This window comes from Kitasatospora sp. NPDC085464, from assembly GCF_044541955.1.
Lineage (GTDB): Bacteria > Actinomycetota > Actinomycetes > Streptomycetales > Streptomycetaceae > Kitasatospora.
This window is the reverse complement of sequence record NZ_JBITTM010000030.1, coordinates 61,443-79,636: the sequence shown is the minus strand read 5'-3', so window position 1 is coordinate 79,636 and position 18,194 is coordinate 61,443. Positions and strand designations below refer to the sequence as shown.

Here is an 18,194-nt window from a genome sequence, read left to right as displayed (position 1 = left end):
TTCCCTTGCGGAGGTGTCGGCCCGACCTGATAGAACTCCCGTCGGACTCTCGTTCGAGAGTCCATCGGATCATCAAATTGGGGGGAGCGCGGATGTCCCATCCGACGCCACACGCCCGGCCGCAGCGCGCGAATCCGCTGTCGCGCGCGGCCACCCTGGCCATAGCCACCGCGGCCGTGGTCACCTACGCCGGCCTGCCGGCCGCCCACGCCGACGCGCCGACCACGCAGCGCGTCGGCAGCGTGCCGACCGCGATCCCGGCCGACGCGACCAAGACCGCCGCCCCGGCCGACGACACCCCGGTGCAGCTGAGCGTGCACCTGAAGTCGCGTGACGAGGCCGGCGCCAACGCGCTGGCCGCCGCGGTGAGCGACAAGACGTCGCCGCAGTACCACCGCTTCCTGAAGACCGGTGAGTTCGCGAAGCGCTTCGGCGCCGACCAGGCCACCGTCGCCAAGGTCAAGCAGGCCCTCACCGCGCAGGGCCTGAAGCCCGGCGAGCTCGACGCCGACGGCCTGACCATCCCGGTCTCCACCACCGTCGCCCAGGCCAAGAAGTCCTTCGACGTGGACCTGGCCGGCTACACGACGCCCGACGGCCGGACCGGCTTCCTGAACACCGCCGCCCCCGCGGTGCGTTCCGACGTGGCCGGCGCGATCACCGGCGTCGTCGGCCTGAACACCCTGGCCCAGGCGCACAGCAGCCACGTGGTCGGGGCCACCGGCCAGGCCGGCACCGGCCTCGCGCACCCGGCCGCGACCGCCGCCGCCGGTGCCTACCCGGCGATGTGCGCCGGCGCCGCCTCGGCGTTCCCCGGCAAGTCGGACAGCAAGGACTACTTCAGCCCCTCCGCGCTCGCCTCGGCCTACGGCCTGAACGGCATGACCGACGGCGGCTTCGGCACGACCGTCGCCGTCTTCGCCCTGGAGGACTACTCGGACGCCGGTCTGAGCACCTTCCAGTCCTGCTTCGGCACCAACGCCTCGGTGCAGCGGGTCCGGGTCAACAGCGGTTACCAGGCTCCGCCGACCAACAACGGCGTCGGCGTCGAGACCGCCCTGGACCTCGACACCGTCATCGGTCTCGCGCCCCGCGCGAACGTGCTGGTCTACCAGGGTCCGGACGCCTCGCGCGCCACCCAGGCGGACATCCAGAACACCTACCGCCAGATCGTCTCGGACAACCGCGCCCAGGTGGTCACCACCAGCTGGGGCGTCTGCGACCAGGTCATGGCGACCAGCGACCTCAATGCCGAGCGGGACATCTTCCTGCAGGCCGCGCTGCAGGGCCAGACCGTGGTGGCGGCTTCCGGTGACGACGGCTCCAGCGGCTGCAACTACCTGAAGAACATGGGCGCTCCGGCGAACATCACCAACCTGCTGAGCACCTCCGACCCGGCGAGCCAGCCGCTCGTCACCGGTGTCGGAGGCACCACGCTGAGCAGCAACGGCGGCGTCGTCTCCGAGTCGGTCTGGAACCGCAACGGCGGTGCGAGCGGCGGCGGCGTCTCCCGCTGGTCCCTCAACGGCACCTCCTACCAGGCCGGTTTCTACGGCCCCGGCTACACCAACCAGTGCCAGGGCGCGGCCGGTACGACCTGCCGCCAGGTGCCCGACGTGGCGGCCAACGCCGACCCGACGACCGGCTACGTGGTCTCCACCGGCGCCGGCTCCTGGATGATCGTCGGCGGCACCAGCGGCGCCGCTCCGCTCTGGGCCGCCATCACGGCGCACCAGAACAACCCGGGCTGCTCCGGCCGCGTGGGCTTCATCGCCCCGGCGTTCTACTGGGCCAACAAGCACGGTCTCGGCGCGCTGCGCGACGTCACCTCCGGCAACAACGACATCGGCATCCAGGGCGGGCTGTACTGGGCCGGGTCGGGCTACGACATGGCCACCGGCCTGGGCACCCCGAACGCCGACAACGTCATGAAGCTGGTCTGCAACCCGGACGCCGGCATGGACCGGACGATCGAGGCCGTGGAGAACGGTCAGCTGCACGAGGTGTACACCGACACCACCGGCTGGCACGACGGCACCGTCCCGGGCGTCACCGGCGTCTCGGCGCTGAGCTTCACCTACAACGCCAACGGCAACCGGGTGATCGAGGCCATCGAGAACGGTGAGCTGCACGAGATCTACACCGACGCCACCGGCTGGCACGACGGCCTGATCCCGGGTCTGTCCGGCATCACCGCGCTGAGCTTCAGCTACAGCCCCTCGGGCGCCCGTGTCATCGAGGCCATCAAGGACGGTGAGCTGCACGAGATCTACAGCGCCTCCGACGGATGGCACGACGGCGTGATCCCGGGTCTGTCCGGCATCACCGCCATGAGCTTCAGCTACAGCGCCTCGGGCGCCCGTGTCATCGAGGCCATCAAGGGCGGCGAGCTGCACGAGATCTACAGCGCCTCCGACGGCTGGCACGACGGCGTGATCCCGGGTCTGTCCGGCATCACCGCGCTGAGCTTCAACTACAACTCCGCCGGTGTCCGCGTGATCTCGGCCGTCAAGAACAACCAGCTGCACGAGGTGTACAGCGGCTCCGACGGCTGGCACGACGGCGTGATCCCCGGTATCGGCGGCAACATCACCGCACTGTCGGGCAAGATCAATCCGCACAACGACCGCGTGATCGAGGCTATCGTGGACGGCCAGCTGCACGAGGTGCACAGCGCCGACGGCTACTGGTTCGAGGGCGCGCTGCCCGTTCCGAGCTCGGGCACGACGGCCCTGTCGCTGGCGCTCCACTAAGGACGCCGCAGGAACCCGTGAAAGGGGCCTCCCGGCAGTTCGCACCGCGAGCTGCCGGGAGGCCCCCGGCGTTTCCGGGCAGCGCGGGGACGCCGGGGCCGCTACGGGTGCGGGCGGGTGCGCTGGGCCGGGAGGGCCGGAGCCTCGGTGCGGCGGGCGATGTCCGCGAGGGTGTGGAAGAGGACGTCACCGAGCAGGACCGGGTCGCGCGAGGAGTCGCTCGGGTCCGGGCCGGCGGAGTCGGGGCGGACGGTCGGGGACGGCTGGTCACGGAGCTGGCGAGTGGGCATGGCTCTTCCTGCCGACGGGGTGGCCGTGGGCAGTCCTGCCCGCCGTACCGGGCCCGGACACCCGGGGCGGGGGCGGATCGGCCGGAAACGGCGCACGAAGGGCCGGATCGGGCCGCGCACGGCCCCGCCCCGGCAGGTGACCGCGCCGATGGCCCCGCCGATGGCCGTACCGATGACCGGGCCGGTGACCGCGCCACGCCGATGGGCGAAGATGGACCGGTGACCGAACCCCGTACCGCTCCCCGCCTCGTCGCCACCGATCTGGACGGCACCCTGCTCTGCTCCGGCGGCACCGTCACCGACCGCACGGCCGCGGCGCTGGCGGCGGCCGAGACGGCCGGGGTGCAGGTGGTGTTCGTGACCGGGCGGCCGCCGCGCTGGATGCAGCAGGTGAGCCCGCACATCGGCGGTCACGGGGTGGCGATCTGCTCGAACGGCGGCGCGGTGGTGGACGTGCGGCGCGGCGAGCTGCTGGAGTCCTTCCCGCTGCCGACGGAGACCACGCTGGCGGTGGTCGAGGTGCTGCGGGCCAAGCTGCCCGGCACCGCGTTCGCCTTCGAGTACCCGGGCGGCTGGGCCCGCGAGGACGGGTACGCGGTGCCGATGTGGGGCGACGAACTGGAGCACGCGGTCGGCTCGGCGGAGGAACTGCTGGGCGCCGGCGGGCCGGTCCGGGGCCTGTTCAAGCTGCTGGCCAAGCACCCGGAGCTGGACCCGGACGCCTTCCTCGCCGAGGCCCGCTCGGCGGCCGGGCACCTGGCCGAGATCACCCGCTCGGCGCCGATCGCGCTGCTGGAGATCAGCGCGCCCGGCGTCACCAAGGCCAGCACGCTGGCCCGCTGGTGCGCCGGGCACGGGATCGACCGCAGCGAGGTGGTGGCCTTCGGCGACATGCCGAACGACCTGGAGATGCTGGCCTGGGCCGGCACCGCGTACGCCGTCGCCAACGCGCACCCGCAGGTGCTGGCGGCGGTGCCGCTGCACACGGTGAGCAACGAGCAGGACGGCGTCGCGGCGGTGCTGGAGGGGCTGCTCGGCCTCGACCGGCCGAGCAGCCCCCGCTGCTGATCCGCTCAGCCGAAGCGCCCGTTGACGTAGTCCGAGGTCCGCTGGTCGCGCGGGCTGCCGAAGATCTGCTCGGTCGGCCCGGCCTCGACGATCCGGCCCGGGGTGTCGTGGGTGGCCAGGAAGAACGCGCAGGTCTGCGAGACCCGCTGGGCCTGCTGCATGTTGTGGGTGACGATCACGATGGTGAGCCTCCCCTGCAGCTCGGCGATGGTCTCCTCGACCCGGCGGGTGGAGGTCGGGTCCAGCGCGGAGCACGGCTCGTCCATCAGCAGGATGTCCGGCGAGACGGCCAACGACCGTGCGATGCACAGGCGTTGCTGCTGCCCGCCGGAGAGCGCGCCGCCCGGGGTGTGCAGCCGGGCGGCCACCTCGTCCCAGAGGCCGGCCCGGCGCAGGCTGGTCTCCACCAGGTGCCGGCGCTGCTCCTTGGACACCTTGATCCCGGCCAGCTTGAGCCCGCTGGAGACGTTGTCCTGGATGGACATCGCCGGGAAGGGGTTGGGCCGCTGGAACACCATGCCGATCCGGCGCCGCACCTCGGCGGGCCGGCGTCCGGGCCGGTAGACGTCGTCCCCGTCGAGCAGCACCTCGCCGGAGAGGGCGGCGCCGCGCACCATCTCGTGCATCCGGTTGAGGATCCGCAGGTAGGTGGACTTGCCGCAGCCGGACGGGCCGATCAGCGCGGTGACCCCGCCGGCCGGCATCGCCAGCGAGACCCGCTCCAGCACCTTGCGGCTGCCGAACCAGGCGGACACGTCGCGGGTCTCCAGCCCGGCCAGCGGTTCGCCGCCGGGGTGGCCGCCGGGGTGCCGCGGGTCGGCGTACGGGGCGGCGGGGACCGGGGGGAGGGAGAGGGTGTCGGCCACCGGGTCGGTCGCGGGGGCGTCGGCCAGTGGCACGTCGGCCAGTGGCACGTCGGTCAGTGGTGCGTCGGTCATCGGTACGGTCCTCCGGGCGCGCGTCAGTAGAGGTTGGGCAGCAGGGCGGCGGCGTTCTCGTAGACCGCCCAGAGCAGCGCGCCGACCACCGGCGCGAGGCTCAGGTACGCGGCCGAGCGCCGCCAGTACCGGGCCAGCACCAGCGCGCCGAACACCGCGCCGAGCAGGCCGAGCGACCACAGCTGCAGCGTGGCCAGCGCGCCCTTGTCCGCGGCCAGCGCCTTGTCGTACGGGACGGTCGCGGGCCGGCCGCCGGGGTTCTGCGCGGGGGCGCCCTCCAGCCGGGCGCCGATCAGCACGGTCGAGCCGGGGATCCAGTCGGAGTCGCCGGTGACCAGGACCAGGCGGTCGCGGGCGGGGTCGCCGATCGGGTGGTCGCCGTCGCCGTACGTGGTGACGGTGTAGGTGAACTTGCCCTGCCCGGTGGTGGCTTCGATCTTGTCGCCGACCCGCAGCCCGGACAGCTCGGCGAACGGCGCGCCGAAGGTGGCGCCCCGGCCGAAGACCACCGAGACGCCGCTCTGGCCGGGCAGCGCGGTGTCCCGGCGGTGGCCGGGGCCGCGCATCAGGTCCCGGCCGGTGGTGCCCTCGACCACGACCGCCTGGTGCAGGCCGATCGCCGGGATGTCCAGCAGCGCCACCGGGTCGCCGTCGGCGGCCGAGCCGGTCGGGGCGACGGCCCGGGCCAGCTGGTCGCGGAAGGTCTTGTACGCGGTGGACTGGTAGTGCTTCTCCTGGAGGTGCGAGAGCGTGAACAGGTAGCCGACGAAGCCCAGCACCAGGGCGGCCGCCAGGCAGGCCGCCCAGGCGCCCTGGAGGAACCGCCGCCGTGCGGGCGGCGCGGCGGGCCGGTCGGGGGCGGCCCCGCCGGCGGCCGGCCGCGGCGCACCGGCCGGGGCCGGCTGCGCGGCGGGCTTCTCCAGCACCGGCGCGGTCACGAGGTGCCGTCCGAGCCGTTGCGGCGGCGCAGCAGACGGCGGCCGAGCAGCGGCGGGACGAGGACCACGGCGAGCAGTTCCACCGCGGTGAGGGTGGACAGCGTCCAGTCCTCGGGCTTGCCGCTGACCTCGACCACGTCGGCCGCCACCTGGCTCGCACCGCCGCGGCCGCGGGCGACGACCTGGCCGGTCTGCGGGTCGATCACGTCGCCGGTGCCGTCGTCGGCGCCGGGTGCGTTCGGGTCGCCGGCGGCCGCACCGACGGGCGCGTTCGGGTCGCCGCCCGCCGCGCCGCCGGCGCCACCGCCCGTACCGGCGCCGCCCGCACCGCCCGTCCCGCTGCCGTCGGCGCCGCCGCCCCCGGACCCGCCGGTGCCGCCGGTGCCGCCGGTACCGCCCGCTCCGCCGGCCGCGCCGCCGGAACCGCCCGCGCCGCCGGTGCCGGAGACGCCGGCGGAACCGGTCGACACCGCCTTGCCGCCCTGCACCACGCAGTTGAGCGGCGCGCCCTGCTTGTCGCACTCGCTCGGCATCGGGGCGTTCTTGAGGACGGTCAGCTCACCGGCGGAGTTGAAGGTCGGGTTGGCGCAGTTGGCGAGGGTGTCCGGGTTCACCGGGCTGGCGTTGCCGGGGATGGACTTGGTCTGCAGCAGACCACCGCGGACCAGGCCGCGCGGGATCGGCGAGTACCCGAGGTCGTCGGCCTTGCCCTGGCCCTCGCACAGCACGTAGGAGAGGAAGCGGCTGAGCGCGGAGCCCTTGTCGTTGTTGAAGCGCGGCGGCGGGGGCAGCGCCGCCCCGGCGCGCGGCACGATCAGGTAGCTGTAGCTGGAGATCGGGTAGGCGCGCGGGTCGTTCATGGTGTAGACGCCGTCGAGGTTCTGCTGCAGGTAGTTCGGGTCGTTCGGCGGGGTGCTGTCGTCCACGCCGCGGATCCTGGCGGCGGTGAGCGCGACGGCGACGTTGGAGGCGGTCGGCAGCGCGTAGTAGCCCGCCGAGTTGAGCACCTTGACGACCGGCCAGTTGCTGCGCTTGGCGAAGGCGTACTCGTCGTAGCCGATGGTGCCCTGGTTGCCCGGGGACTTGATGTAGCCGGCCACCACGTCGGAGCCGTTCTGGGCGGTCATCCGGCCGGACTTCGGGAAGAACTCGGTGTAGTCGCCGCAGCTCACGCCGTTGACGGCGGTGCAGTAGGCGTCCCACTGGTCCTTGTGGGTGTGCTCCATCCAGCGGGTGAACTGCGCGGTGGCACCGGATCCGTCGGAGCGGATCACCGGGGTGATCGGCAGGTTGGGCAGGGCCTTGCCGTAGTCGGCGGTGATCTTCGGGTCGTTCCAGTTGGTGATCTTGTTGGTGAAGACGTCCACGATGGTCTGCGGGGAGAGCCGCAGGTCGGTGACCCGCTTGCCGCCGACGACCAGGTTGTACATGAAGGTGGTGCCGCCCGCGGTGATCGGGACGTAGGAGAAGCTGTAGGTCGGGTTCTCCTTGCCGCCGCCGCCGGCGGCCTGACCGCCCTGGCCGAGGCCGGTGTCCTGCCCGGAGCGGAAGGGCACGTCGGAGGCGGTGAAGTCGTCCTGCCCGATCGCCCACTGGGTGCGGCCGGCCGCCGAGCCGACCGGGTTGAAGTTGATCTGGATGCCCTGCGGCGACACGTCCTGGCGCCACTGGTCGATGGCGGGGCCGGCCCAGCTGGAACCGTCCGCGCTCAGCGAGACGGAGGCCGCGTGGGCCGGGGTCTGCCCGAGCAGCAGGGAGGCCGTGGCGAGCGACAGGGACATCACCCCCGCGATCAGCCGGGCCATGGAGCGCCTTGCGGCCTCCCGGAACATGTGAACTCCTCTGGGACGGAAGGTGGTTGGACGGGACATCACGGCTGCCCCTGCGGCCGGAGGGGGTACGGGCGGGCGGGCGCACCGACGGCGGCCGCCTCCAGGCGGCGGGCCTCCCGGTCGATCCGGCGCCGCTGGGCCCGGGTCAGCTGTCCGGGCCGGCGGCCGCCGATCACGCGCGCGGTGACGAAGAGGACGAGCACCACGCCCATCAGGGTCAGGCCGGCCGCGAAGCCGCGCGCGATCATCCCGTCGTACGGCTGCTTGACGTAGTTCCAGATGTACAGCGGCAGCGAGACCTGGTGCCCGTCGAACGGGTTGCCGTTGAACTGCGAGGTGAAGCCGGAGGTGAGCAGCACCGGCGAGGTCTCGCCGACGCCGCGCGCCATGCCGAGCACCACCGCGGTCACCAGACCGGGCCGGGCGGTCGGCAGCACCACGTTCCACACCGTGCGCCACTGGCTGCCGCCGAGCGCGTACGAGGCCTCTCGCAGGGTGCCGGGCACCAGGCGGATGACCACCTCGGCGGCCCGGGTGACGATCGGCATCATCATCACGGTGAGCGCGAGCGAGGCCGCGAAGCCGCTCTTCTCGAAGCCGAAGGTGATGATCACGACGCCGAGGATGAACAGGCCGGCCACGATGGACGGCAGCGCCGTCATCGCCTCGACCAGGGTGCGCACCGGCCGGGCCGCCCGGCCGCCTACCTCGGACATGAAGACGGCCGCCGCGATGCCCAGCGGGACGGCGAACAGCGTGGCCAGGCCGAGCTGTTCGAGGGAGCCGACGATGGCGTTGAGCGCGCCGCCCGAGGTCAGCCGGTCGAGCGGGCCGGTGTGCTCCATGGACTCGGTGAAGAAGTTGAGGTGCTGGGCGGCCTCCCAGCCCCGGCCGGCGACGTAGCCGATCTGGTCGGCGATCAGCGCGACCACCAGCAGCCCGGAGCTCCAGGCGACCACGGCGACCAGCCGGTCCCGCACCATCATCGGGTTCCACTGGATCCGGCCGAGGACGGAGTAGCCGGCCAGGAAGAACAGGTACCAGCAGATCAGGAAGCCGAAGGCGCCGCTGAACGGCAGCACCCGCTCGTACAGCACCCAGTCCAGCGCGAGCGAGCCGGCCGCCGCGCCCGCCACGGTGAGGACGTCGTCGCGGGTGACGCCGCCGATCCGGAGCTTCTTCTCGGGGCGCGGGGCGCCGGTCGCGTCGGTCGCGTCGGTCGTGTCGGGCTCCGCGGACGCGGGGGCCCCGGCGGGCCCGGGCGGCGCGACCGGCGGCAGGTCGAGCGTGGTCATCGGAGGGTCCCTTCACGGTTCGGGCGGCGGCCTGCCCGGCAGGGGTGCCGGCGGTTCGTCATGGTCAGTCCGCCGTCGCGGCGCCGGAGCGCGAACGGTTGATGACGATCCCGGCCAGCACGTTGACCAGCAGGGTGAGCGCGAACAGCACCAGACCGGCGGCCATCAGCGCGGAGAGCGACAGCGAGTCCGACTCGCCGAAGCGCAGCGCGATCAGCGCGGAGATCGAGTTGGCGCCGTTCTCCAGGATGTGCGTGATGGCCTCGAAGTTCGGCGAGATGATCAGCGCGACGGCGATGGTCTCGCCCATCGCCCGCCCGAAGCCCAGCATCACGGCGCCGATCACGCCGCCCTTGCCGAACGGCAGGACGACCGCGCGGACCATCCCCCAGCGGGTGGAGCCCAGCGCGTACGCGCCCTCCCGCTCGCCCTGCGGGGCCTGGGAGAAGACCTCCCGGCTGAGCGAGGTGATGATCGGGATGATCATCAGGGAGACCACCACGCCGGCGATGAACGTCGAGGAGGTGTACGAGGTGTTGATGTCGCCGATCCGCACCTTGAGGAAGGGGATGGTGTCGCCCAGGTGGTTGGCCATCCAGCGGACGAAGCCGATGATCCGCGGCTGCAGGAAGAACAGGCCCCACAGGCCGTAGACGATGCTGGGGATGGCCGCCATCAGGTCGATGAGCGAGACCAGCGCGGCGCGCAGTCGCACCGGGGCGTACTCGGAGATGAAGATCGCGGTGCCGATCGCCACCGGGACGGCGATGACCAGCGCGATCACCGCGATCAGCAGGCCGTTGGGCAGGACGGCGGCGATGCCGAAGTTGTGCGCGGCGGTCTGCCACTTCTGCTCGGTCAGGAAGGACCAGCCGACCGTGCGCAGCGCGTCGGTGCCGCGCAGGATCAGGAAGAAGGCGATCAGTCCCATGATCGCGAAGACCGAGAAGCCGGCCAGCCGCAGCACGCCGCGGAACACCCGGTCGCCCGGGGTCGCGGGGGCGGTGATGGCGCGCGGCACGTCCTGGTCGGGCCCGTGGTCGGGTTGGCGTGGCACCCCGGCGTACGGTGCCGCGGGCTCGGCGGCGGATGTCATGGTGTGCTCTCCGTGCTCGGGAACGGGCGTGCTCGGTGAGGGTCCGGGGCGTTGCCTCGGCGGGCGGGAGGCGCTCGGCGGGCGGGAGGCGCTCGGCGGGGCCGTGCCGGCGGCCCCGCCGAGCGCGGGCTTCCTACCTGCGGCGCAGCCGCGACCACTGGGCGCGGGCGCCGGCCAGCACCGTCGCGCCGGCCGGGGTGCCGCCGAGGAACAGCGCGGCCGGTCCGCCGACCAGCAGCACCAGGCCGGCGATCAGCGCGACGGGCAGCAGCAGCCGGGCGGTGCCGGGCCGGTCGGGCACCGGGGTGCCGACCGGGGCCGCGGCGAGCGGGCTCCCGGACGGGGCGGCGGAGGGGGCCGCGGTGGCGCCGGGCTTGGCGGCGGCCGCCTGGGGGCCGGGTGCCGCGGCGCCGGCCGCGACCGCCCCGGTGGAGCCGGTCGAGCTGCCGGAACCGCCGGAACCGGTGCCGGACAGGCCGTCGGAGGAGCCGGCGCCGCTGCCGCCGGAGTTGCCGTCCGCGGTGGTGGCGGCGTTGCCCGCGCTGCTCACCGGGCTCGTCCCGCCCTCGGTGCCGCCGGTGGTGCCGCCCGCCGTAGCGCCGGTCGTGCCGCCGTTGCCGCTCTGCGGAGTGCCCGGGTCGGTGCCCGGGGTGGTCGGCGCGGTCTGGTTGCCGGGCAGTCTGCCGTCCTGCGCCTCCACGTGCTGCACGGCGTCCTGGGCCTGCTGCCGCTGGGCGCCGGTCAGGGCGAGGTAGCCCGGGGCGAGCCGGCCAGGCGAGATGCCGTAGGTCTGCCCGTCGGTGGTCACCGTCCTGAGGAAGCGCGCGATCGCGGCGGCCTTCGGGGCGGCGGCCCCGCCGGTGGGCACCATCGCGTACTGCACGTAGCTCAGCGGGTACGCCCGCTGGTCGCGCGAGAACGCGGTGTCGGGCGTGCCGTAGGGCAGCTGCTGCACCCCGGTGGTCGCGTCGGTGGGCATGTCGGCGACGGCGGCCTGGAAGCCGGCCGTGCCGGGCGACACGTAGGAGCCCGCCGGGTTGAGCAGCGCGGCCTCGGGCAGCGAGAACGCCTTGGCCTGGGCGGTGTCCATGACGGCGAGCATCGCGCGCTGGCCGACGGCCTGCGCGGCGCAGGGCTTGTGGCCGTTGGTGACGGGGTCGATGTTCGGGTCCTGGCAGTTCGGCTGGCTCTGCATCAGGTTGCGGGCGACCCGCCCGAGGCCGTCCAGGGACGGGTTCCACTCGTACTGCTTCCAGTGCCGGAGGTCCGCGGTCGTGCTGTCCTTGTCGAGCCCGGTGAAGTCCTGGGTCTGGAAGGCCTCCGCGGGGTAGCCGGCGAACTTGGGCTTCAGGTAGAAGCTGTCGACGCGCATGCCCCACGGGTCCGGCTCGCCGTCGAGGAAGCGGGCCGCGTCCGGGTCGGCGGCCACCCACGAGGTCAGCAGGTAGGTGAAGTCGGTGGTGCCGCCCGGGACGCCGGGGTAGATCGTCAGGACCGCGCCGCAACTGGTCGGCCAGTGGATCCCGTTGGCCGCGTTCTCCGGGTTCAGCTGCTTGAACTCGGGGTCGGTGAACAGGCAGATCGGGTTGCCGGCCACGGAGGGGATCGACGCGCCCGGCGACGCGTAGGACTGGGTCAGCAGCTTGGCCAGCAGCCGGGCGTTCAGCTTCATGTCCCGGATCTGCCGGCCGGTCGTGGGATCGTCGATCAGGTACGCCACCGAGATGCCGGTCGTGGCGAGCGGCGCGTAGACGTACGGGCGCGGGGGCGGTGACGGGTCCGCCCGCGCGGTCAGCGCCACGTCCGTGGTGCTGCTGCCGGCCAGGAACGCGGCGCGGGCCTGCGGCTCGCCGCCGGCCGGGACGTAGCCCACGGTCATCGGCGAGTCGCCCAGGCACAGGCCGGCCCGCCACTGCTGCATGGCCCGGTTGGCCATCTCCAGCCCGGCGGCGCCGAAGGCCTGGTCGCTCGCGGCGCAGGAGTCCGGCGTGGGGGCGAAGCCGAGCGGGACCACCGTCCGGTGCTTCCAGGCGCACTGCTCGCTGGTCCGGTTGCCGGTCTTCCAGTTCTGGAAGGCGGGACCGGGCTTCATGATCCCGTCGGCGGCGGTGTAGCCGTCCGGATCGTCGTCCAGGTCGTGGAACTCGCAGTCGGCCCCGCCGTCCTGGACCTGGAAGAGGTCCAGCGGGTCACCGCCGTAGTTGGGCTCGACCACCAGCGAGCAGGGGTGGGTCGAGTCGCAGCCGAGCGTGGCGCTCTCCTTGGCGCTCCACACCTCGATCGAGGCGGTGCCCGAGCCGTCCGGGCCGGTCGCGGCGATCACCTGGTTGGAGGGCCACTCCGGCGTCTCCATGCGGGTGGGGCGGGGCGGCTGTTCGAAGCCCTTCGACCCGTCGCCGCCGTAGAGCGTGCTGCCGTAGCAGTCCGTCACCGCCGGGTCGGTCCCGCGGCACTGGTAGATCCGGACCGCGTAGAGGATGCTGTTCGACTCCTTCACCGCCACCGGGACGGGAGTCTTGGCGTACAGCGAGACGGTCGGGGTGAAGCCGGTCCAGGAGACCTGGAGGACCTGGTTGGTGAGGTTCGCCGTCTGGGAGACGGTCACGCTGCCCTCGGGACCGTACTGCTTGGTGGCCGGGATCCAGACCTTCGGACCCTTCACCGTCACGGCCGAGTCGGCGTGCGCCGGCGGCGCCGCGCCCAGCCCGATCGGGACGACGGCGAGCGACGCCACCACGGCCTTGACGAGCGCCAGGGCCGGTAGTCGGCGACGCCACCGCCCGCTGCCTCTCGGGTCGGGTACGCGGTTTCTCATGGCGGGGCCTCCGGGAGGTGCGGGGCCGCCGAGGGAGGCGGCACGCGGGCGTCGAGCGCGCTGGGGACGGACGGTTCCGTGCGTACTATTCGGCCAGCCGGACATGGCGGGATCCGGTCGGCCAGGTGTACGAGACCACAACGCGGCGACTCCGTACCGGAGTTGGGAAATCCGCAAGCGGCGGGCCCGCGCCGAGGCACGGACCCGCCGGTCTGCGGTCAGGTGCGGCGCGGTCAGTGCGCCGGGGTGTAGGACAGCGCGAGCGAGCCGATCTGCTGGCCGGCGGTGAAGAAGGTGGTGCCGAGCTTGGTGTCGAGGAACTTCGCGCCCTCGGCGTCCACCTGGAAGCTGGAGGAGCTCAGGCTCTGGGTGAGGCCGTTGCGGTTGATCACGTTGTCGCCGGCCGGGTCCAGCAGCGGCACGGGCGCCGTCGAGCCGTTCGGCACGGCGGTGAAGTAGCCGTTGGCGACGGAGAAGTCGAACTGCTTGAAGGTCACGCTCTTGCCGGTGGCGAGGTTCAGGAAGAGCAGCCCGCCGCCGAACTGCACGTCGCCGTAGAAACCGGGGATGTTCGCCTCGCCACCGCTCACCGGGAGCGTCACGGTGAGGCCGGCGTTCGGGTCGAACGTCGGGTTGGCGGGCTGGAGCGGAATGACCACGATGCCCTTGAGCGCGGCGCTCGTCAGGAAGTTCACGTCGGTGGTGATCACGGCCTGGCCCGCGGCCGGCGTGGCCGGGGTGGTGTCGGCGACAGCCGCACCGCTCACGGCGGTCAGAGCGAGGACGACGGCGGCACCGGTCGAGGCCAGGCGCGCGCTGATGCGGGACATGCCGAACTCCTTGGGAGAGGGAGGGGAGAGGTGGTTTCCGGCCGTGCGGTCGGGCCGGCGGCCGCAGGGGCGAGGCCCCTGCGGCCGCCGGGGTGGTGCGGGGTGGCTCAGGAGTGGGTGACGCTGCCGCAGGCGAAGGAGGACAGCGGCAGGAAGCCGAAGCTCTTCAGGTCGGTGGCACCGTTCTTGCAGATCCAGCCGGTCCGGCTGAAGATGGCGCGCAGCGCGTTGCCGTGCGCGTCGGTGGCGGTCCACTCGGCGTCACGGAAGACGTTGTAGACCACGCGGGAGTACGCGGTGGCCGCGAACGCGGAGCTGATGGTCTTGTTCACGGTGTCGACCGGCGCGACGCCGTCGACGGAGCGGATGGTCAGCGGGCCCTGGACGTCGGCGCCACTGCCCTTGCCGAAGTAGACCTGGCCGATGTAGTGGGCCACGGAGTAGGGGGCCAGGGCGTTGACGTCGGCCAGCTTGGGGTCGCTGCCCTGGTTCTCCTGGACGCTGCTGTCCACGCAGGCGCCCGGGGTGACCGCGGTGCCGCCGCCGATGGTGGTGAGGAAGAACGAGCGGGTGCCGGAACCGGTCTGCGGCAGGAAGGGCTTGATGGTGGCGTTCGGCAGCGACGGGTTGATCTGCGTCCAGTTGGTGACGGCGCAGGTGTAGATGTCCTTCAGGTTCGCCGTGGTCAGGTTCGCCGGGGCGTTGCCGGCGGACGGCGCGGCCCAGGCGACGGCGTCCTTGGCCATCGCGACGAAGTCGTCGGTGGTCGGGTCGGTCGGCTGCGGGGAGCGCGAGGAGCGGGCGAAGTCCACGGTGGCGCTGGTGTTGGCGTTCAGCGCGGAGATGCCGGCGCCGGAGCCGTTCGGGCGGGTGATCGGGGTGGCGCCCGACTTGGTGGTGATGGTGCCGGCCGGAATCGCGTCCCAGCTGTACAGGTGCGGGTCGCTCGGGTTGACCAGCGTCGCGTTGTAGTCGGCGGCGATCTGGTTCAGCACGGCCTGGGTGGTGTCCGAGCCGACGCCCACGATGTCCTGGGAGTGCGGCAGGCCGGCCGGGTCGGCGACGGCGGTGCCGGCGAAGACGGTGGCGACCGAGGTCGCCAGTGCGGCGGCGGCAAGCAGGTTGGCAGCGGTCTTACGCATGTTTCTCTTCCTCCGGTGGGAGAGACGTCCATCGCGTGACCCGCACTCCGTTCGGGAGTCCGGGGCCGGTGACCGCGTCCGCTGCGGCCCGTCCGGCAGTGCAGATCCTGTCCGGCGGGCAGGTTCCGCCGGAAGGGAGGTCGAGCCCGGCCGGGGAATGTCGACTCATCGGTTCGGCGAGGTTTAGGTACTGGTCAGCGTGGACGCGACAGGGTCGCGACCGGGCCTCCGAACGGCGTCGACGTTCTTCTCCAGGAAGCTGCTCGGGGTGTTGCCGGAAACCTGGACTTCACCGAAAGCGCACGAACGGAAGGCCGCGAACGATCCGGGGCGGACGGGGCGCGGCGGGGGATGCGGCGGCGGACTACAGCGGTGGGCGGCCGTCGCGCCCGGAACGGCGCAACTCCTGGCCCACCCACTGCAGTCCGGACAGGAAGCCCTCGATCCCCGCCTGGCACTGGTCGCGCCGCAGGTACCCGCGCGCGCTGCGGGCGACCGGAACGACGGAGGCCGCCCCCGGCCGGGTGCTGCGCACCGGCAGGTAGGCGGCCCAGACCCACTGGCGCCCCTCGGACTGCCCGATCGAACATCGCAGCGCGGTTCGTTCGATCAGCAACTCCCGTACAGCGTCGGCGAGTTCATCCTCACTCCGGTAGGTCCGCGCGCCGACGCCGAGCGGCCTGCCGTTGGCCGCCCGCAGCGCCCAGCCGACGCAGCGGTCGGCCGCCGGCACGACCAGCAGCCGCGGACCGCGCCGCTCAGCGACCATCGGTGCGTCTCAACGGCACTGCGCGCTCCGGCAGTTCGCGCGGCGGCTGCTTGGCGAGCAGCACCACGAAGCGGCGGAAGGCGTTCTGGCAGGTCGCGTACCGCTCGTACGCGCGGCTGGAGCGCACCTCGGGGAGGTTGCGCGAGCCCGGGACGACCCAGACCCAGCCGATGCCGTCCCGGACGTGGGTGATGCGGGCGGTCAGCCCGTCCGCCCCGGCCCGCAGGCCGTCGAAGCCCCGCTCGGCCTCGCCGGCCGTCTCGAACGCGGCCGGGGTGATCGCGACGACCCGGCCGTTGGGCGCCTTCAGTTGCCAGCGGTAGCGCCCGTCCGCGGCTCGTTCGGCGCGGAATCCCCCTCGACTTGCCCCTGCTGCGGTGTGACCGCGGCCGGAAGCGTCCACTGCCCCCTCCGTCCGGTTACCTTCCGGTTTCCCCTCCGAGACGGAGCAAAGCTATGTGTGCACACAGAGCCGCCGAAAGCCCAGAACGTTCACAACTTGCGCCGTTGGTCGGGAAGTTCTCTCTCGTTTAACTTTCACTTGTCTTTACCGGAGGGCCCGGTTCCAGCCGATGGACACCCTCAGAGCCGGGCCGTCCAGCGCACCGTGGTGCCCTTCCGGTAGGGCCCGCTCTCGTGCCAGGCGTCGCCGCCGAGCGCCTCGGCGCGCCGGGTGAGGTTGAGCAGTCCGCTGCGCCGGCCGCCCTCCGGGATGCCCACGCCGTCGTCGGTCACGGACAGCAGCACGCCCGGCCGGCCGCCCCGGTCCAGCGACTCCGGGTCGCCGCCCACCGGCCGCCCGTCGTCGCCCAGGTGGACGGTCGCGTCGATCTCCACGCCGACCCGCGAGGCCCGCGCGTGCCGCGCCGTGTTGGAGAGCATCTCCCTCAGTGCGGCGAGCAGTTGACGTCCGGTCCTGTCGCCGACCAGGCTCTCCACCGGCCCGACGAAGCTCACCGAGGGCTTGAAGCCGAGCGCCGCCGCGGCCTGGCTGGCCTCGCGCAGCACCCGGGTGCGCAGGGTGTCCGGCGCGTCGCCGTGGTTGTCGTGCTGCAGGGCGTAGATGGTGGTGCGGACCTCCTGGATGGTGGCGTCCAGCTCGTCCACCGCCTTGCCGATACCGGTCCGCACCTCGGGGACGACCGCCCGGCGGGCCGCGCTCTCCAGCATCATCCCGGTGGCGAAGAGCCGCTGGATCACCAGGTCGTGCAGGTCGCGGGCGATCCGGTCACGGTCCTGGAAGACGGCGAGGCGCTGCTGGTCGCGCTGGCCCTCGGCGAGCCGCAGGGCGAGCGCGGCCTGCGAGGCGAAGGTCTCGGCGAGCTGCTTCTCGCTCTCGGTGAAGGGCAGCGCACCGCACGGGCGCCAGACGCAGAGCCCGCCGAGCACCCGCCCGGCGGCGACCATCGGCACCGCCATCGACGGGCCGAAGCGGCGGGCGAGCCGCATCACCACGGTCGGGTCGCGGGACATGTCGTCCAGGTAGACGCTCTCCCCCGCCAGCAGCCGGGCCGCGAAGCTCTCCTTGGGCAGCAGCTCGCCGCGGACGAACTCGGCCACCTCGCCGGAGGCGTGGGCGACCCGCATCTGCCCGTCCCCCTCGCCCTCCGGGCCGGTCGGCAGCAGGATCATGCCGAGCGCGGCGTCCGCCAACTCCCGTACCTGCTCGGCCGCGACGGTCAGGGCCGCCTCGGCCTGCTCGGCGGAGAGCAGGGCGGTGGTGACGGCGGCGGCGCCGGCGATCCAGCGCTCGCGGCGGCGGCCCTCCTCGTACAGCCGGGAGTTCTCGATGGCGACGCCGGCCGCGGCGGCGAGGGCGTGCACCACCTGCTCGTCCTCGGGGGTGAAGGCGCCGCCGCCCTTCTTCTCGGTGAGGTAGAGGTTGCCGAACACCTCCTCGCGGACCCGGATCGGCACGCCCAGGAAGGTCTTCATCTGCGGGTGCCGGGACGGGAACCCGGAGGAGCGCGGGTCGGCGCCGAGGTCGGCCAGCCGCAGCGGTTCGGGGCGGTCGATGAGCACGCCGAGGATGCCGCGCCCGGCGGGCAGTTCGCCGATCCCGGCGGCGGTCCCGTCGTCCACGCCGACGTGGATGAAGTCGGCCAGTCCGGTGCCGCCGGGGGCGATCACACCGAGCGCCGCGTAGCGGGCGTCGACCAGCTCGGCGGCCCCGGTGGCGATCCGCTGCAGGGTGGCGTGCAGGTCCAGCCCGGCGCCGATGGAGACCACCGCCTCCAGCAGCCGCTGCATCCGGTCGGTGACGGCGGCGGCCGACTGCAGGCGCTCGGCGACCTCCGTGACCAGGGTGTCCAGGCCGAGCGAGGCGATCTCGGGCACCCGATGGGGTGTCGGCTCGGGGGCGGCCTCGGAGGGGTCCGGCCTGGTGTCCGGCGCGGGGTCCGGCATGGGGTCCATGAAGAAAGACTAG

At 73.1% G+C, this 18,194-nt stretch carries 14 protein-coding genes; 2 read left to right on the top strand and 12 right to left on the bottom strand.

All coding sequences use genetic code 11. The features are described from left to right. Nucleotides 1-92: 92 nt before the first annotated feature. The gene (locus ACIGG8_RS25845) at nt 93-2,753 is read left to right on the top strand and encodes a protease pro-enzyme activation domain-containing protein (protein ID WP_396551116.1); all 2,661 of its coding nucleotides are present in this window, start codon (nt 93-95) and stop codon (nt 2,751-2,753) included. A gap of 101 nt (nt 2,754-2,854) precedes the next feature. Here the strand turns inward: ACIGG8_RS25845 and ACIGG8_RS25840 are convergent, their stop codons facing one another. Then, a complete protein-coding gene (locus ACIGG8_RS25840; protein WP_396551114.1) occupies nt 2,855-3,043 on the bottom strand; it encodes a hypothetical protein in 189 nt (62 codons plus the stop codon). Between the two features lie 201 nt (nt 3,044-3,244). Between ACIGG8_RS25840 and ACIGG8_RS25835 the strand changes: the two genes are divergently transcribed. Next, nucleotides 3,245-4,111, top strand: coding sequence for an HAD family hydrolase (locus tag ACIGG8_RS25835; protein WP_396551112.1), 867 nt, complete (start codon nt 3,245-3,247; stop codon nt 4,109-4,111). A gap of 5 nt (nt 4,112-4,116) precedes the next feature. Here ACIGG8_RS25835 and ACIGG8_RS25830 read toward each other — a convergent pair whose 3' ends face one another. The 11 genes from ACIGG8_RS25830 to ACIGG8_RS25780 form a co-directional block, all read right to left on the bottom strand. Beyond that, on the bottom strand, nt 4,117-5,049 hold the full coding sequence (locus tag ACIGG8_RS25830; RefSeq protein WP_396551110.1) for a phosphate ABC transporter ATP-binding protein: 933 nt from the start codon (nt 5,047-5,049) through the stop codon (nt 4,117-4,119). Nucleotides 5,050-5,072: 23 nt separating this feature from the next. Continuing rightward, nucleotides 5,073-5,987: a sortase gene (locus ACIGG8_RS25825; RefSeq protein WP_396551108.1), complete on the bottom strand. Its 915-nt coding sequence runs from the start codon at nt 5,985-5,987 to the stop codon at nt 5,073-5,075. Then, nucleotides 5,984-7,819: a substrate-binding domain-containing protein gene (locus tag ACIGG8_RS25820; protein ID WP_396551106.1), complete on the bottom strand. Its 1,836-nt coding sequence runs from the start codon at nt 7,817-7,819 to the stop codon at nt 5,984-5,986. Before ACIGG8_RS25820 ends, ACIGG8_RS25825 begins: the two co-directional genes overlap by 4 nt. Nucleotides 7,820-7,857: 38 nt before the next feature. Continuing rightward, nucleotides 7,858-9,114, bottom strand: coding sequence for a phosphate ABC transporter permease PstA (gene pstA, locus ACIGG8_RS25815; RefSeq protein ID WP_396551104.1), 1,257 nt, complete (start codon nt 9,112-9,114; stop codon nt 7,858-7,860). Between the two features lie 64 nt (nt 9,115-9,178). Further along, entirely contained in the window at nt 9,179-10,210 is a 1,032-nt protein-coding gene (gene pstC / locus ACIGG8_RS25810) for a phosphate ABC transporter permease subunit PstC (RefSeq protein ID WP_396551102.1), read from the bottom strand. A 133-nt stretch (nt 10,211-10,343) separates the two neighbouring features. Next, the gene (locus ACIGG8_RS25805; protein WP_396551100.1) at nt 10,344-13,025 is read right to left on the bottom strand and encodes a hypothetical protein; all 2,682 of its coding nucleotides are present in this window, start codon (nt 13,023-13,025) and stop codon (nt 10,344-10,346) included. 233 nt (nt 13,026-13,258) lie between these two features. Continuing rightward, a complete protein-coding gene (locus tag ACIGG8_RS25800; protein WP_350523694.1) occupies nt 13,259-13,855 on the bottom strand; it encodes a hypothetical protein in 597 nt (198 codons plus the stop codon). A gap of 107 nt (nt 13,856-13,962) precedes the next feature. Next, nucleotides 13,963-14,997 (bottom strand): substrate-binding domain-containing protein, encoded by a 1,035-nt coding sequence (locus ACIGG8_RS25795; RefSeq protein ID WP_350523693.1) that lies wholly within the window; start codon nt 14,995-14,997, stop codon nt 13,963-13,965. Nucleotides 14,998-15,361: 364 nt separating this feature from the next. Then, the gene (locus ACIGG8_RS25790; protein ID WP_396551098.1) at nt 15,362-15,766 is read right to left on the bottom strand and encodes a hypothetical protein; all 405 of its coding nucleotides are present in this window, start codon (nt 15,764-15,766) and stop codon (nt 15,362-15,364) included. Continuing rightward, a complete protein-coding gene (locus ACIGG8_RS25785) occupies nt 15,756-16,169 on the bottom strand; it encodes a hypothetical protein (protein ID WP_396551096.1) in 414 nt (137 codons plus the stop codon). Before ACIGG8_RS25785 ends, ACIGG8_RS25790 begins: the two co-directional genes overlap by 11 nt. Before the next feature lie 179 nt (nt 16,170-16,348). Continuing rightward, entirely contained in the window at nt 16,349-18,172 is a 1,824-nt protein-coding gene (locus tag ACIGG8_RS25780; RefSeq protein ID WP_396551195.1) for a GAF domain-containing protein, read from the bottom strand. Nucleotides 18,173-18,194: the final 22 nt, after the last annotated feature.

Excerpts from the sequence above, each read along its gene's own strand:
- ACIGG8_RS25795 (WP_350523693.1), bottom strand. The coding sequence starts at position 14,997 with ATGCGTAAGACCGCTGCCAACCTGCTTGCCGCCGCCGCACTGGCGACC.
- ACIGG8_RS25835 (WP_396551112.1), top strand. The coding sequence starts at position 3,245 with ATGGGCGAAGATGGACCGGTGACCGAACCCCGTACCGCTCCCCGCCTC.
- pstA (WP_396551104.1), bottom strand. The coding sequence starts at position 9,114 with ATGACCACGCTCGACCTGCCGCCGGTCGCGCCGCCCGGGCCCGCCGGG.
- ACIGG8_RS25790 (WP_396551098.1), bottom strand. The coding sequence starts at position 15,766 with ATGGTCGCTGAGCGGCGCGGTCCGCGGCTGCTGGTCGTGCCGGCGGCC.
- ACIGG8_RS25805 (WP_396551100.1), bottom strand. The coding sequence starts at position 13,025 with ATGAGAAACCGCGTACCCGACCCGAGAGGCAGCGGGCGGTGGCGTCGC.
- ACIGG8_RS25830 (WP_396551110.1), bottom strand. The coding sequence starts at position 5,049 with ATGACCGACGCACCACTGACCGACGTGCCACTGGCCGACGTGCCACTG.
- ACIGG8_RS25845 (WP_396551116.1), top strand. The coding sequence starts at position 93 with ATGTCCCATCCGACGCCACACGCCCGGCCGCAGCGCGCGAATCCGCTG.
- ACIGG8_RS25800 (WP_350523694.1), bottom strand. The coding sequence starts at position 13,855 with ATGTCCCGCATCAGCGCGCGCCTGGCCTCGACCGGTGCCGCCGTCGTC.
- ACIGG8_RS25820 (WP_396551106.1), bottom strand. The coding sequence starts at position 7,819 with ATGTTCCGGGAGGCCGCAAGGCGCTCCATGGCCCGGCTGATCGCGGGG.
- ACIGG8_RS25780 (WP_396551195.1), bottom strand. The coding sequence starts at position 18,172 with ATGCCGGACCCCGCGCCGGACACCAGGCCGGACCCCTCCGAGGCCGCC.
- ACIGG8_RS25840 (WP_396551114.1), bottom strand. The coding sequence starts at position 3,043 with ATGCCCACTCGCCAGCTCCGTGACCAGCCGTCCCCGACCGTCCGCCCC.
- pstC (WP_396551102.1), bottom strand. The coding sequence starts at position 10,210 with ATGACATCCGCCGCCGAGCCCGCGGCACCGTACGCCGGGGTGCCACGC.